This is a genomic window from Streptomyces lavendofoliae (genome assembly GCF_014649735.1).
Lineage (GTDB): Bacteria > Actinomycetota > Actinomycetes > Streptomycetales > Streptomycetaceae > Streptomyces > Streptomyces lavendofoliae.
In genome coordinates this window covers 421,917-436,205 of record NZ_BMTP01000004.1, presented here as the reverse complement: position 1 = coordinate 436,205, position 14,289 = coordinate 421,917, and the positions used below count along the sequence as shown (strand labels likewise).

14 protein-coding genes and 1 tRNA gene are annotated in these 14,289 nt (G+C 72.1%); 6 read left to right on the top strand and 9 right to left on the bottom strand.

What is annotated here, in order from left to right; all coding sequences use genetic code 11:
- Positions 1–197: 197 nt before the first annotated feature.
- The 5 genes from IE109_RS10465 to IE109_RS10445 all read right to left on the bottom strand — a co-directional run bounded on the left by IE109_RS10465 (position 198) and on the right by IE109_RS10445 (position 5,009).
- Positions 198–986, bottom strand: coding sequence for an ABC transporter permease (locus IE109_RS10465; RefSeq protein ID WP_189550495.1), 789 nt, complete (start codon positions 984–986; stop codon positions 198–200).
- On the bottom strand, positions 983–1,996 hold the full coding sequence (locus IE109_RS10460) for an ATP-binding cassette domain-containing protein (protein ID WP_189550494.1): 1,014 nt from the start codon (positions 1,994–1,996) through the stop codon (positions 983–985). The genes IE109_RS10465 and IE109_RS10460 overlap by 4 nt, the downstream gene beginning before the upstream one ends.
- Before the next feature lie 133 nt (positions 1,997–2,129).
- On the bottom strand, positions 2,130–2,978 hold the full coding sequence (locus tag IE109_RS10455) for a DUF4097 family beta strand repeat-containing protein (protein WP_189550493.1): 849 nt from the start codon (positions 2,976–2,978) through the stop codon (positions 2,130–2,132).
- Between the two features lie 244 nt (positions 2,979–3,222).
- Positions 3,223–3,744 (bottom strand): hypothetical protein, encoded by a 522-nt coding sequence (locus IE109_RS10450; RefSeq protein WP_189550492.1) that lies wholly within the window; start codon positions 3,742–3,744, stop codon positions 3,223–3,225.
- Between the two features lie 425 nt (positions 3,745–4,169).
- A complete protein-coding gene (locus IE109_RS10445) occupies positions 4,170–5,009 on the bottom strand; it encodes a MurR/RpiR family transcriptional regulator (protein WP_189550491.1) in 840 nt (279 codons plus the stop codon).
- Between the two features lie 162 nt (positions 5,010–5,171).
- On the opposite strand from IE109_RS10445, the gene IE109_RS10440 reads away from it, so the two are divergent.
- Complete coding sequence (locus IE109_RS10440) at positions 5,172–5,594, top strand: hypothetical protein (RefSeq protein ID WP_189550490.1); 423 nt, start codon at positions 5,172–5,174, stop codon at positions 5,592–5,594.
- 346 nt (positions 5,595–5,940) lie between these two features.
- Here the strand turns inward: IE109_RS10440 and IE109_RS10435 are convergent, their stop codons facing one another.
- Positions 5,941–7,326: a cystathionine beta-synthase gene (locus tag IE109_RS10435; RefSeq protein WP_189550489.1), complete on the bottom strand. Its 1,386-nt coding sequence runs from the start codon at positions 7,324–7,326 to the stop codon at positions 5,941–5,943.
- A 105-nt stretch (positions 7,327–7,431) separates the two neighbouring features.
- On the opposite strand from IE109_RS10435, the gene IE109_RS10430 reads away from it, so the two are divergent.
- The 3 genes from IE109_RS10430 to IE109_RS10420 all read left to right on the top strand — a co-directional run bounded on the left by IE109_RS10430 (position 7,432) and on the right by IE109_RS10420 (position 11,207).
- Positions 7,432–8,433: an SGNH/GDSL hydrolase family protein gene (locus tag IE109_RS10430; protein ID WP_373297677.1), complete on the top strand. Its 1,002-nt coding sequence runs from the start codon at positions 7,432–7,434 to the stop codon at positions 8,431–8,433.
- 294 nt (positions 8,434–8,727) lie between these two features.
- Positions 8,728–9,948, top strand: coding sequence for an acetyl-CoA C-acetyltransferase (locus tag IE109_RS10425; RefSeq protein ID WP_189550488.1), 1,221 nt, complete (start codon positions 8,728–8,730; stop codon positions 9,946–9,948).
- Positions 9,949–10,310: 362 nt separating this feature from the next.
- The gene (locus IE109_RS10420; protein ID WP_189550589.1) at positions 10,311–11,207 is read left to right on the top strand and encodes a hypothetical protein; all 897 of its coding nucleotides are present in this window, start codon (positions 10,311–10,313) and stop codon (positions 11,205–11,207) included.
- Here the strand turns inward: IE109_RS10420 and IE109_RS10415 are convergent.
- Entirely contained in the window at positions 11,191–11,523 is a 333-nt protein-coding gene (locus tag IE109_RS10415) for a hypothetical protein (protein ID WP_189550487.1), read from the bottom strand. The genes IE109_RS10420 and IE109_RS10415 overlap by 17 nt on opposite strands.
- Positions 11,524–11,622: 99 nt before the next feature.
- On the opposite strand from IE109_RS10415, the gene IE109_RS10410 reads away from it, so the two are divergent.
- The gene (locus tag IE109_RS10410) at positions 11,623–11,853 is read left to right on the top strand and encodes a DUF4287 domain-containing protein (protein WP_156693972.1); all 231 of its coding nucleotides are present in this window, start codon (positions 11,623–11,625) and stop codon (positions 11,851–11,853) included.
- A 92-nt stretch (positions 11,854–11,945) separates the two neighbouring features.
- Here the strand turns inward: IE109_RS10410 and IE109_RS10405 are convergent, their stop codons facing one another.
- Together IE109_RS10405 and IE109_RS10400 are read right to left on the bottom strand one after the other, a co-directional pair.
- A complete protein-coding gene (locus IE109_RS10405; protein WP_189550486.1) occupies positions 11,946–12,824 on the bottom strand; it encodes a Bax inhibitor-1/YccA family protein in 879 nt (292 codons plus the stop codon).
- A gap of 172 nt (positions 12,825–12,996) precedes the next feature.
- A tRNA-Leu gene (locus tag IE109_RS10400) sits at positions 12,997–13,078 on the bottom strand.
- A gap of 382 nt (positions 13,079–13,460) precedes the next feature.
- On the opposite strand from IE109_RS10400, the gene IE109_RS10395 reads away from it, so the two are divergent.
- Positions 13,461–14,231, top strand: coding sequence for an ABC transporter ATP-binding protein (locus tag IE109_RS10395; protein WP_189550485.1), 771 nt, complete (start codon positions 13,461–13,463; stop codon positions 14,229–14,231).
- Positions 14,232–14,289 lie beyond the last annotated feature (58 nt).

Genomic DNA, 14,289 nt, shown 5'->3' with positions numbered 1-14,289 from the left:
TGCGGCGGGAGGCTAGCGCCCCTTCCTTAAAGTCTCCTGAGAGGAGGGGCCGGACGCGCCCGAGGGCGGCGCGCCCCGGCCCGGTGCCGGTGCGCGCCGCCCCCGGGCGGAAGGAACTTCGGGGCCCGCCCCGGGGGCCTGGCTCCCGGGGGCGGGGGTTTCGCGGCCGGCCCGGTGGCCGGCCGGGGGTCGCCCGGCTACTTCGGGTCGCGGTCGAAGACCGCCTTCGACCAGAAGTAGCCGAGCGCGGAGAGGGCGAGGCACCAGGCGACGGCGAGCCACCCGTTGTGGCCGATCTCGGTGCCGAGCAGCAGCCCGCGCAGGGTCTCGATGGCCGGCGTGAACGGCTGGTACTCGGCGATCGGCCGGAACCAGCCCGGCATCGCGTCGACCGGGACGAACGCGCTGGAGATGAGCGGCAGGACGATCAGCGGCAACGCGTTGTTGCTGGCCGCCTCGACGTTCGGGCTGACCATGCCCATCCCGACCGCGATCCAGGTGAGCGCCAGGGCGACCAGCGCCATCAGCCCGAACGCCGCCAGCCACTCCAGGGCCGTGGCGTCCGTGGAGCGGAAGCCGATGGCCACGGCGACGAGGCCCACCAGGACCACGCTGGCGACGGACTGGATCACGCTGCCGACGACGTGCCCGACGAGCACGGACCCGCGGTGGATCGCCATCGTGCGGAAGCGGGCGATGATGCCCTCGGTCATGTCGTTGGAGACGGACACCGCGGTCCCCACCACGGTGCCCCCGATCGTCATCATCAGGATGCCCGGCACGACGTAGGCGATGTACGCGGAGCGGTCGGCGCCGCCGCCCATGCCCGCGCTCATCACGTCGCCGAAGATGTAGACGAAGAGCAGCAGCATCATGATCGGCGTGAGCAGGAGGTTGAGGGTGAGGGAGGGATAGCGCCGGGCGTGCAGCAGGTTGCGGCGCAGCATCGTGGACGAGTCGCGCACGGCGAGGGAGAGGGAGCTCATCGGACGGTCGTGCCCTTCTTGTCGGTTCGGCCGGTTCCGCCGGTCAGGGCGAAGAACACGTCGTCGAGGTCGGGGGTGTGTACGGTCAGTTCGTCCGCCTCGATGCCGGCCGCGTCCAGCCCGTCGAGGAGGGAGCGCAGCTCGCGCTGGCTGCCGCCGCTCGGGATCTGCAGCGTCAGCGCCTCGTCGTCCGCGGTGACCTCGCGCAGCGCGGAGGCGGCGGACCGGTAGGCGGCCGGGTCGGAGAACCGCAGCCGCACGTGGCCGCCGGGGACGAGCCGCTTCAGCTCCTCGGCGGTGCCCTCGGCCGCGATCCTGCCGTCGTTCAGCACGGCGATGCGGTCGGCCAGTTCGTCGGCCTCCTCCAGGTACTGCGTGGTGAGGAAGACGGTGACGCCGCCCGTGACCAGTTCCCGGATGATCTGCCACATGTTGTGGCGGCTGCGCGGGTCGAGGCCGGTCGTCGGCTCGTCGAGGAAGATGACGCGCGGGTCGCCGACCAGCGTCATGGCGATGTCCAGGCGGCGCTTCATGCCGCCGGAGTAGGTGGAGGCGGGCTTCCTCGCCGCGTCGGTGAGGTCGAAGCGCGCCAGCAACTCGGCGGCGGTGCGGCGGCCCTCGCGGCGGGACAGGTGGTGCAGGTCCGCCATGAGGAGCATGTTCTCCTCGCCGGTGATCAGCCCGTCGACGGCGGAGAACTGCCCGGTCACGCCGATCGCGGCACGCACGGCCTGCGGGTCGGTGGCGAGGTCGTGGCCCGCGACCTGGGCCTGCCCGCCGTCGGCGGTGATGAGCGTGGACAGGATCTTCACGGCGGTGGTCTTGCCGGCGCCGTTCGGCCCGAGGAGGGCGAACACGGACCCGGCCGGGATGCGCAGATCGATGCCGTCGAGGACGGTCTTGTCGCCGTAGGACTTGCGCAGGCCGACGGCGGTGACCGCGGCGGGGGTGGTGGCGGACGGCTGCGGACCATCACCACGCTTAGACGTGGGCATGACAGACGAAGGCATGGAGCCCTCCCGTTCGAGGGGTGGGGTGACAGGGATGGAGGAGGCGGGGCGGGGCGGCGCGGGTGGTCGGCCCGGGCGCGGACGCGGCGGGGCGGCGCGGGTGGTCGGCCCGGGCGGGGGACGGCGCGGGTGGTCAGACCCGGGCGCGGCGGATGTCGATGTTGCCGAACCGGGTGCGGGCGCGGACCTTGACGGTGTCCTCCGTCACCCCGGGGGCGCCGGACTCGGTGAGGCCGTTGCGCACCTGACCAGCGCCGGAGCTGACGTCGAGCCAGGCGGCCGTGCCCTCACGGACGCCGACCTCGATGGCGCCGTAGGAGGTCTCCAGCTGGACGGTGCCCCGGGCCACGTCACCGACGCGCAGGGTGCCGTGGGCGGTGGTCGCGGTGACCGAGTCCTCGGCGCGCCGGATCTCGATGTCGCCGTTGGCGCCGCTCACCCGCAGCTCGCCGGTCGCGGCGTCGACGGTCGTGGTGCCGTGCGAGTTCTTCAGGACGGCGGGGCCGTCGGCGAGGCCGACGCGCAGGCTGCCGGAGCTGGTGGTGATCTCGGCGGAGCCCTCGATACGGTCCACGGTGATCGAGCCGTGCGAGGCGGTCAGCTTCAGCGGTCCGGTCGTGTCGAGGCGTACGTCGCCGGACGAGGTCTTCACGCGAACCTCGCCGAGCCGGCCCTCGCCGATGACCTGGGCCCAGGCGCCGGTCAGCTCGACGTGCGAGCCGGTGGGCAGTTCGACGGTCACGTCGACGACACCGGTGCGGCCGAGGCCGAGGAGGTTGCCCTTGGGCGTCCTGATGGTCAGCACGCCGTTCGCGTACGCCGCCCGGGTCTGGTCGGCCGCCCGTACGTCCACGTCCTTCTTCGGGTCGCGGGGGCGGACCTCGACGACGGTGTCGGGGCGGTCGCCGGCGGTGAACTGGATGGAACCGGCCTCCACATGGGCGGTGACCGAGATCGACGCGGGCGTGTCGAAAGAAGGCATGGCTGTCCCGTCCTCTTGGGTCTTGGGGGCGTCCCCGCTGGTGGGACGTGGTGTGAGGTGAAGCGGTGCGGGCAGGGTGCGGCTAGGGTCCGTCTTTCGGATCAGGCCGGATCAGGGAGCGGGGTCTGGCGCGTGCGATCGCAAGGCGGAGGAGGGAGCCAACGCGGAGCGTTGGCGACCGACGGCAACGCGGCGAGCGTGCGTGCCAGACCCCGCGAGCCCGGCATGATCCGAAAGACAGGCCCTAGCGCACCCAGCCCGTGAAGCTCTGTCCGACGGCCTGGGTCCTCTCCGTCGTACGCGGTCGGCCGCCGCCGTCGACCGCGGCCGACACGGCGCGCACCAGCCACGCGTTGACCGACAGGCCCTCGCGGCCGGCGGCCTCCTCGGCGCGCGCCTTGAGGTGGGCCGGCAGGCGCAGGTTGACGCGGGCGGTACCGCCCTCGTCGCCCTCGGCGGGCGCCGGGCCGCTCCCGAGCGGTTCGCCGGACACGGACGGCTCCGCCGGGGCGCCGCCTTCGGCGGGCGGCGGTGTCACCACGAAGTCGGGGTCCAGCCCCCGCAGCCGTACGTCGACCGAGCCGGGGGCGAGCTCGCGGGTGACCTCGGCCATCGCGGCGGAGAGGACGTTGAGCATGGTCAGCCGGGTCGCCGACTCCAGCGGGGCGGTGAGCCGCTCGGCGAGCTCGCGGGCTTCGTCACCGCCGGCCTCGGCGGCCACCGCGAGTTCACGGCGGAGGTTGTCGACATAGGGGGTCAGATCCATAACGCCATCATGGCACCACAATGGCGCCATCTGCAAGCCCTGACGGCACCGCGCTGGCGCCCGACCGGCAACCAACTCGGCTGACCTGCGGAAACTCCAGAGAAGTGACCATCGTTTCCCGGCCGCCGGGAACCCGACGACACTCTTCGACATCGCGGATGACCGCCTGCGGCGCCATGTGGCACCGCATGGCACCGCGTGGTGCCGCGTGGTGCCGCGTGGTGCCACATGGCGCCGCCCGGTGCTGCCTGGCGCCATGTGACGCCACCACTTCGGAGCCGGACGCACCACCGCGCGGGACGGCGCCCACGGCGCGCGTAGCTCCACGCGTCGGAGGCGGACGGCGGCCAGGAGGGTGGACGCCGGTCGGTCCACCGGCGGGGACCGGCCCGGGTCCACCGCCGTCGACCCGGCCGACGGCTCCCCTACTCCACGAACAGACCCCGCGCGGCCGCCGCCGCGTCGAACCGCTCCAGCCGCGCCTGCGCGTCCGGCAGCCCGTCGCACATCGCCTCCAGCAGCACCCGGCCCAGCAGCATCGGCGCGCACGCGGTGTCGAAGGCGAGGCCGGTGCCGACCGCGGCGGGGATCAGCAGGTCGCTGTGCTTGGCGACCGGGGCGAACGCGGAGTCGGCGACGGTGACGACGGTCAGCCCCGCGTCGCGCGCGTACGCCAGGGCGTCCACGACCTCGCGGGGGTGCCGGGGCAGCGCGAAGCACAGCAGCACGGTGGCACCCGCGCGCACGGCGGCGTCGATCCGGTCGGTGAGCATCGTGCCGCCCTCGTCGAGCAGCCGCACGTCCGGGTGGACCTTCGCCGCGAAGTACGCGAAACCGCGCGCCTGCGAGGACGCGGCGCGCAGTCCCAGCACGGGCAGCGGCCGGGAGGAGGCGAGCAGTCGTCCGGCCCGCTCCACCGGCTCGGGGTCGGCGAGCAGGTCGGCGAGGTGCCGCAGGTTCTCGATCTCCCCCAGCACGGCCTGCTGGTACTCGTTGTACGCGGACTCGTCCCCGGCGGCCGGCTCGGCGGGGGCCACCTCGCGCAGGTGCTTGCGCAGCGCCGGATAGCCGTCGAACCCGAGCGCCACGGCGAAGCGCGTGACGGACGGCTGGCTGACGCCGGCCAGGTCGGCCAGCTCCACACTCGACAGGAACGGTACGTCGGCGGCGCGCCGCACCATCGAGTGGGCGATCCGGCGCTGCGTGGGCGTCAGCCGGTGCCCCTCGAAGAGCGCCTGCAGCCGTGCGGCAGGGCTGTCGCTCATCCCGTCCCCCTCGTTCCCGACCCGGTTATTCAGTCACCCAAAACTCTGCATGAGGATATGCAGCCGGGCAAGCGGCCCGGACGGGTACGGGGGCGGCCAGGGGGACGGAAAGGGGGGTTAACCCCAGCGACAGGGCGGCTTGGCCTCCGTACCGTACAAGACATGGAAGCCCGCGACACGGAGCTCGAGAAGGAGCTCGACGCCACCCTCCAGGCCCGCCGCGAACTGGGGACGGAGTACGAGCCGGCCCTCGTCGAGTCGTTCCTCGAAAAGGTCGAACAGCGCCTGGACGCCACGGTCGACCGCCGCGTCCGCCGTCAGGTCGCCGAGCAGCGGATGGTCGTCGCCCGTGGCGGCCGGCCCCCCGGGGCCGGGGACCACTTCGGCGAGAATTTCGGCGAGCGCTTCGGCTTCGCCATCATCTCGCTCGTCCTCGCGATACCCCTGTCCGCGATCGGTGTGGCCAACGCGGGATTGAAGGGCCTGATCGTCACCTGGGCGGGCATAGTCGGCGTCAACGCGTTCCAGGCCGCCCGTACCGCGCCCTGGCGCCACTCCCGGCGGGCGGAGGACGAGGACCGCTGAGCGACCGGCGGGCGCCCGCGCCCACCTTCTGCGCGAGACCCTCACAACACTCGATCCGGCGAGGAAACGGCCCCGTCATCCCGGCGAACGCGGGGCGCCCGGCGGGGAAGGTGGCGCGGGGACCGCCGCACCCCCGTTGCCGGGGGGCGGGACGACGGCGGTCCCCGCGAGGGACACGGGCCCGGGTCAGGGCCGGTCTCCGCGTCCGCGGCGTATCAGGAGGTCCGGGAGCCGCTCCGGAAGTCCGTGACGCCGACACGGATCACGATGCACTGCGCGTGTTAAGCGTGTGCTGCCGCCACATGTCGGGCTCGTACCGATTGCGCGAAGCGGCGTTCCCTCGGGGCTACTTGCCGTCCTTCGCGAGGAAGGCGAGCAGGTCCTGACGGCTCACCACACCGGTCGGCTTGCCCTCGACCAGCACGATCGCCGCGTCGGCCGAGCCGAGTACGGCCATGAGGTCGGCGACCGGTTCGCCGGAGCCCACCTGGGGCAGCGGCGCGCTCATGTGCTTCTCGAGCGCGTCGTCGAGCGAGGCGCGCTTGGTGAACAGTGCGTCCAGCAGCTCGCGCTCGACGACCGAACCGACGACCTCGGCGGCCATGACGTCGGGGTGGCCGGCGCCCGGCTTGACGATGGGCATCTGGGAGACGCCGTACTCGCGCAGGACGTCGATGGCTTCGCCGACCGTCTCCTCGGGGTGCATGTGGACGAGCTTGGGGATGTCGCCCTCCTTGTGGCGCAGGACGTCACCCACGCTGGCGGACGGGCCGGCCTCCTCCAGGAAGCCGTAGTCGGCCATCCACTCGTCGTTGAAGATCTTCGACAGGTAGCCCTTGCCGCTGTCGGGCAGCAGGACGACCACGACGTCGTCGGGGCCGAGTCCCTCGGCGACCCGCAGCGCCGCGACGACGGCCATGCCGCACGAGCCGCCGACGAGCAGGCCCTCCTCCTTGGCGAGGCGGCGGGTCATCTGGAAGGAGTCCTTGTCCGACACGGCGACGATCTCGTCCGTGACGGTCCGGTCGTACGCGGAGGGCCAGAAGTCCTCGCCGACGCCCTCGACGAGGTACGGGCGGCCCGAGCCGCCGGAGTAGACGGACCCCTCGGGGTCGGCGCCGACGACGCGGACGGTGCCGCCGCTGACCTCCTTGAGGTAGCGGCCGGTGCCGGTGATGGTGCCGCCGGTGCCGACGCCCGTGACGAAGTGGGTGATCTTCCCGTCCGTCTGGTCCCACAGCTCGGGACCGGTGGTCTCGTAGTGCGAACGGGGGTTGTTCGGGTTGGAGTACTGGTCCGGCTTCCAGGCTCCCGGCGTCTCACGGACGAGACGGTCGGACACGTTGTAGTACGAGTCGGGGTGCTCCGGGTCCACGGCGGTGGGGCAGACGACGACCTCGGCGCCGTACGCCCGCAGCACGTTGATCTTGTCGGTCGAGACCTTGTCGGGGCAGACGAAGACGCACTTGTAGCCCTTCTGCTGGGCCACGATGGCGAGGCCGACGCCGGTGTTGCCGGACGTGGGCTCGACGATCGTGCCGCCGGGCTTCAGGGCGCCGCTCTCCTCGGCCGCCTCGATCATGCGCAGGGCGATGCGGTCCTTGACCGAACCGCCGGGGTTGAAGTACTCGACCTTGGCCAGGACGGTGGCCTGCAGGCCCTCGGTCACACTGTTGAGCTTCACCAGCGGGGTATTGCCGACGAGGCTGATCATCGAATCGTGGTATTGCACCGTTAGTCTCCGGGGTCTCCGTAATGGTCACGCCAGCGTATGCGTAGTCGGAGTCGAGTTCGGGGCAGTTAGCTCTTGTACCGGAACGAGGAGGTGGCTGTCCCTATGTCGAGGGCGAGGGTGGCACGGCGGATCGCCGCCGGCGCGGCGTACGGGGGCGGCGGCATCGGCCTGCTGGGCGCGGCGGCGGTCGGGGTGCTGCTGGCGGAGGTGCGGCTGGCGAAGCGCTCGGTGGGCGGTGGTGTGGCGCCGCTGCCGCCTGCGGCCGACGGGCTGTACGGCCGGGGGTACGGGGGCGGCGCCGAGCCCCTGCGACTGGCCCTCCTGGGTGATTCCACGGCGGCGGGGCAGGGGGTGCGGCGCGCGGGCCAGACACCGGGCGCGCTGCTCGCCTCGGGGCTGGCCGCGGTCGCCGAGCGCCCCGTGGAGCTGCGGAACGTCGCGCTCCCCGGCGCCCGGTCGGACGACCTGGAGCGGCAGGTGACACTGCTGCTGGCCCATCCGGGGCGGACCCCCGACGTGTGCGTGATCATGATCGGCGCGAACGACGTGACGCACCGGATGTCGGCGACGCAGTCGGTGCGGTACCTCGCGACGGCCGTGCGCCGCCTGCGTACGGCGGGCGCGGAGGTGGTGGTCGGCACGTGTCCCGACCTGGGCACGATCGAGCCGGTGTACCAGCCGCTGCGGTGGCTGGCGCGGCGGGTGTCGCGCCAGCTGGCGGCCGCCCAGACGATCGTGGTCGTCGAGCAGGGCGGGCGCACGGTGTCGCTGGGCGACCTGCTGGGGCCGGAGTTCGCGGCCAACCCGCGGGAGATGTTCGGCGCCGACAACTACCACCCGTCCGCGGAGGGGTACGCGACGGCGGCGATGGCGGTGCTACCGACCCTCTGCGCGGTCCTGGGCGTGTGGCCGGAGGAGGAGCGGCTGGAGGCGGACCGCAGGGAGGGCATGCTGCCGGTCGCCAAGGCCGCGGCCGAGGCGGTGGAGGAGGCCGGTACGGAGGTCACCGGCGCCCGCGCCCCGTGGGCGCTGCTCAAGCACCGGCGCCGTCGGCGCCTGCCCTCCGTCCAGGAACCCGCGCCTCTCCCGGACGTCCGCCCCTGACGCCCTGGCCGGGCCCGTACCGGCCGTCCGCCCGGTGTGCGGGGCGCCCGGTGCCGCCCGGCCCGGTGCGGGGCGCGCCGCGCGGTGTGACGTCCGGACGCGTACAGGGACGTACTGGGGCGTACAGGGGTGAAACGTCCGGTTCCGGGAAGGCACCGGGTGGCGGGCCGGGACCCGAGCGACTGAGCGAGCGCTTAGAAATGCGGTCCGCATCACACGCCCGTTCCGATGACCCGGGCGGTACGTACGGGTAACTTCCCTCTCAGTCCTGCCCCTCGCCCCTCTGGAGCCGTGATGCCCGAAGCCGTGATCGTCTCAGCCGCCCGCTCCCCCATCGGCCGGGCCTTCAAGGGCTCGCTGAAGGACCTGCGGCCGGACGACCTGACCGCCACGATCATCCAGGCCGCGCTCGCGAAGGTGCCCGAGCTCGACCCGCGCGACATCGACGACCTGATGCTCGGCTGCGGCCTGCCCGGCGGCGAGCAGGGGCACAACCTGGGCCGTATCGTCGCCGTGCAGATGGGGATGGACCACCTGCCCGGCTGCACCATCACCCGCTACTGCTCCTCGTCGCTCCAGACGTCCCGCATGGCGCTGCACGCCATCAAGGCGGGCGAGGGCGACGTCTTCATCTCGGCCGGCGTCGAGATGGTCTCCCGCTCGGTGAAGGGCACCAGCGACGGCCTGCCCGACACCCACAACCCGCTCTTCGCCGAGGCGGAGGCCCGCACCGCGGCCCGCGCCGAGCAGGAGGGCTCCGACTGGCACGACCCGCGCGAGGACGGCCAGATCCCCGACGCGTACATCGCGATGGGCCAGACGGCCGAGAACCTGGCGCGGCTCAAGGGCGTCACCCGTCAGGACATGGACGAGTTCGGCGTCCGGTCGCAGAACCTCGCCGAGGAAGCCATCAAGAACGGCTTCTGGGAGCGGGAGATCACGCCGGTCACCACCCCCGACGGCACCGTCGTCTCCAAGGACGACGGCCCGCGCGCGGGCGTGACACTGGAGGGCGTGCAGGGCCTGAAGCCGGTCTTCCGCCCCGACGGCATGGTGACCGCCGCCAACTGCTGCCCGCTCAACGACGGCGCCGCGGCGCTGGTCATCATGAGCGACACCAAGGCGCGGGAGCTGGGTCTCACCCCGCTCGCCCGGATCGTGTCCACCGGCGTCTCGGGCCTGTCGCCCGAGATCATGGGGTACGGCCCGGTCGAGGCCAGCAAGCAGGCGCTGCGGCGCGCCGGGCTGACCATCGGCGACATCGACCTGGTGGAGATCAACGAGGCGTTCGCCGCCCAGGTGATCCCGTCCTACCGCGACCTGGACATCCCGCTGGAGAAGCTGAACGTCAACGGTGGCGCCATCGCCGTCGGCCACCCCTTCGGCATGACCGGCGCCCGCATCACCGGCACCCTGATCAACAGCCTCCAGTTCCACGACAAGCAGTTCGGCCTGGAGACCATGTGCGTGGGCGGCGGCCAGGGCATGGCCATGGTCATCGAGCGGCTGAGCTGAGCCGGAGCGGAGGGTAGGGGTCGTCCGAGGCACGAGGACGGCACCTGCCCGCAGCGGTGGCGAAGCGCAGCGCGACCGGGAACAGCGCGCGGCCGAGCTGAGCCGGCTGAGCCGCGCCGGGCCCGTCGGGGTGCCGCTCAACCGCTCCGCGTCCCAGCCGTGACCGAATCTCCCCCAGGATGTGACCTATCTCCTGGGGGAGATTCGTTTGTGCAGGTCAGGCCGTGGATGGCGAAAAACCACGCGGCAAAAGACCTGTCCATTTCGTGACGTAATGCACTGACAGGGGGCGCGGAGGCACGACAAGCTGATGTAGGAAGTGCGGGGGATCGATTGAAACCGGGAGTAAGTCAGTGAGCGCCATGTCTCTCGCCCTGCTGCTGACCACGGCCACCGCCACGGCCGTGGGCGCCGCTGCCCTGCACGCGGCCCACGGGCTGCGCCGCCAGGTCACCGCGCTGCGCACGGAGCTCGCCGCCGTGAACACCGCCGAACGCACACCGACCGTGCCCCACGCCCGCACCACCGAGGACATACGCACGGCGGTCGCCGAAGCCCTCGCCGAGGAGCGGGAGCGCGAGCTGGCCGAGGCGCGGGCCTTCTGGGCGGCCCAGGAGGCGCGGGACGCCGGCGACGGCCCCGGGGGCCTGCTCGGCGGGCTGAGCGGCCTGCCCGGCCACCCGGTGGGCCACCCCGGCGAGGACGGGCCGTTCTTCGTGCCTCGTCAGGCGGACTTCGCGGGCCTGGAGGCGCTGGACGCGTTGGAGCCGGGCGCCGACTACGCCGAGTACGGCGACGGGCTGGACGCCCTCGACTCGCTCGCCGAGCTGCCCGACATGCCCGGCATCACCGACAACGCCTTCCCCGAGGACTCCCCGGAGCTGGCCGCAGCCCGCCGCCGGCACCCCTCGCACCCCGACTTCGTGCCGGTCCAGACGCCCGTCGTCACCGACCACGAGCGCACCGTGGCCCGTCTGGAGGAGCTCGCCGAGACCGGTACGGCGCTCACCGACGTACGGCCCGGCCCCCTCGGCACCCTGGACGTGTACGTCTTCGCGGACGGCACGACCCTGTGCATGACGCCCGGCCACCGGGAGACCGCCGAGCGCCTCGCGGAGGCCCTGCGCGACGGCGAGACGCCCGTACTGCTGGGCGGCTCGGGGGTCTCCGGCGCGTACGCGCTGACCTTCTCGTGCGGCAGCCACGCCGGCGCCGAGAACGTCTACATCCTGGCGGACCGCGTCATAGCGTCGCTGTAGCCGCCGTACGCCGCACCGCCGCCACGGCCTCGTCCAGCTCCCGCCGGAACGCGGGGCCGGCCGGGGCCGTCCGCAGGATCTCGGCCAGGTCGTTGCCGGCGACCACGAGCTGGTCCGCGACCGCGAACACCCCGGCGTCCGGCATGGTCCGGGGCGGCGCGTCCGGTGCCTCCAGCCGCTGCGCCCGCACCGCCAGTTCCCTGGCCAGGGCCAGTCCCGCGGCTGCCGCTCCCCGTTGCAGCCGACTCTGCGGCGCGGCCCGCAGCCGGTCGGCGAGGCGGTCGACGGCGGCGGTCAGTTCTGTCGTATCGAGCACGCCGCGACCCTATGCGCCGGGGCGGGACTGTTGCCAACGGGCGCCCGCTCGGGCACGGTGACGGGAAGGAGCACACGCGCGAAGCGTCCGGAGGCGCCGATGTCCCAAGTCTTCTCCGAAGAGACCCATCGAAATCTGCTCTCCCGCATTCCCCACTGCACGGGCAGGCAAGTGTCCGAGTGGCTCCGCACCGTCGAGGAAGGCCCCTCCCTCGTCCGTTTCGAGGAGAAGGTCAGCTGGCTCCGGGGCGAGCACGACCTCAGCTACGGACACGCCAAGGCGATCATCCACGAGTACGACCTGCGGCGGGCCGCCCGCAAGCTGCTCTGACCACCGGCCGGTCACGCCGAAGGGCCCGCCCGGCGGTCGCCGGACGGGCCCTTCGTACGGTCACGGCCGTGTGCTCACGGCCGGGGTCCGGGTCAGTCGTCGCCCTGGAGGATCGACAGCAGCCGCAGGAACTCCAGGTAGATCCACACCAGCGTCATGGTGAGGCCGAAGGCCGCCAGCCATGACTCCTCGCGCGGAGCGCCGTAGGCGATGCCGTCCTCGACCTGCTTGAAGTCCAGGGCCAGGAAGCACGCGCCGAGGATGATGCCGATGACACCGAACATGATGCCGAGGCCGCCGCTGCGGAAGCCGAGGCCGTCACCGCCGCCGAACAGGGCGAACAGCGCGTTCACCGCCATCAGCAGGATGAAGCCCAGCGCCGCCGCCATCACGAAGCCGTAGAAACGGCGGGTGACGCGGATCCAGCGCATCTTGTAGGCGATCAGCACACCGGCGAAGACCGCCATGGTGCCCAGCACCGCCTGCGGGACGACGCCTGGAGAGACGTACGTCGAGACGGCGCTGGAGATCACGCCGAGGAAGACGCCCTCGAACGCCGCGTACAGCAGGATCAGCGCCGGGGACGCCTTGCGCTTGAAGGACTGGATCATGGCGAAGACGAAGGCCACGAGGGCCGCGCCGATGCCGATGCCGTACGACGTGTTGATGTTCGCCGGGTCGACCGGCATCAGGAACCAGGCGAGCGTGGCGGTGACGAAGACCGTACCGAGCGTGATCGCGGTGCGGGACACCACGTCGTCGATGGTCATCGCACCCGAGCGCACCGGCGCCTGGGTGGGCGCGCCGAGCTGCGCGTCCTGGGCGTACGGGTTGGTCGCGTACGGGTTCGTCGCGTACGGGGTGGTTCCAGCGGCGGGGCCCCCGGCCTGCGGCTGCTGCGCGTTGAAGCCCGCATAGCCGTTGTCGCGGCTGAACCCCCGTCGCGAGAAGACCGGGTTGCTGCTCCTCATCTCACTCCTCCGTGGCCGCCGTGCGCGGCCTTGGAACAAGAGTAATGGGCGAGCAAAAGAAACACCCTAGTGCTCGGGGAGGATCTTTCCCTCCGGTCACACTGGTGCTGTGGCTGATTCCTGCCGGTCGTCCGGTTTTTTGTGGGACCGCTCCCGTGATGGGGGTCGGGAGTGCCCGGAACCGGACTCGAACCGGTACGGCCCGAAGGCCAGCGAGGTTTAAGCTCGCCGTGTCTGCATTCCACCATCCGGGCGTTACCCCGCGGCTCCGCGTTGGCACATGAGCCTATCGGGGCGCGTCCCCCGAACAGCGGAACGGTGGCCCGATGTTGTCTTATTTTATTGACGTCTGAGGGTGCGTCAGCGCTGGTGGGCGGCGTTGCCCAGCAGACTGCCGGGGATCGCGGCCGCAAAAACGTACGCAAAGGAATGACGGAAAGTCGTCGCCCGGTGTCACCCGGTCGGTGAATCGGGGCGGGAGTCAGGGATCCCGTCATACCTCAGGAGGAGTCGCGCGCTCCCCGGTCCGACTCCAGGGGGCCCCGGGAACGGGCACCCGGACGGACGCCCGGCGGGGTGGCGGGCCAGGACGATGGAGGGGTCCTCGCAGAACAGTCCTCGACAGGAGCCCTCCTCGTGACCACGACCCCCACCGCTTACCGCGCCACCGCGGTAGCCGCCCGCGCCACGGATCTGTCCAAGGTCTACGGACAGGGCGAGACCCAGGTGGTCGCCCTGGACCGGGTCACCGTGGACTTCCACCAGGGCGAGTTCACCGCGATCATGGGCCCCTCGGGCTCCGGCAAGTCGACGCTGATGCACTGCGTCGCCGGGCTCGACACCTTCAGCGGCGGATCGGTCCGCATCGGTGACACCGAGCTGGGCTCCCTCAAGGACAAGCAGCTCACCCAGCTGCGCCGCGACAAGATCGGCTTCATATTCCAGGCGTTCAACCTGCTGCCCACGCTGACCGCGCAGGAGAACATCACGCTCCCCATGGACATCGCGGGCCGCAAGCCCGACAAGGAGTGGGTGAGCAAGGTCATCGACATGGTGGGCCTGTCCGGCCGGCTGAGCCACCGGCCCGCCCAGCTCTCCGGCGGCCAGCAGCAGCGCGTGGCCGTCGCCCGCGCGCTGGCCTCCCGCCCGGAGATCATCTTCGGTGACGAGCCGACCGGAAACCTCGACTCCCGCTCCGGCGCCGAGGTCCTGGGCTTCCTGCGCAACTCGGTGCGCGAACTGGGCCAGACCGTCGTGATGGTCACCCACGACCCGGTGGCCGCCTCCTACGCCGACCGCGTGATCTTCCTCGCGGACGGCCGGATCGTCGACGAGATGCTGCACCCCACCGCGGACGGCGTGCTCGACCGCATGAAGGAGTTCGACGCCAAGGGCCGCACGAGCTGACGCCCGCCGGGGCGTGAGCCCCACGACTCCCCGGTCCGACCCCGGCCGCGCTCCGGCC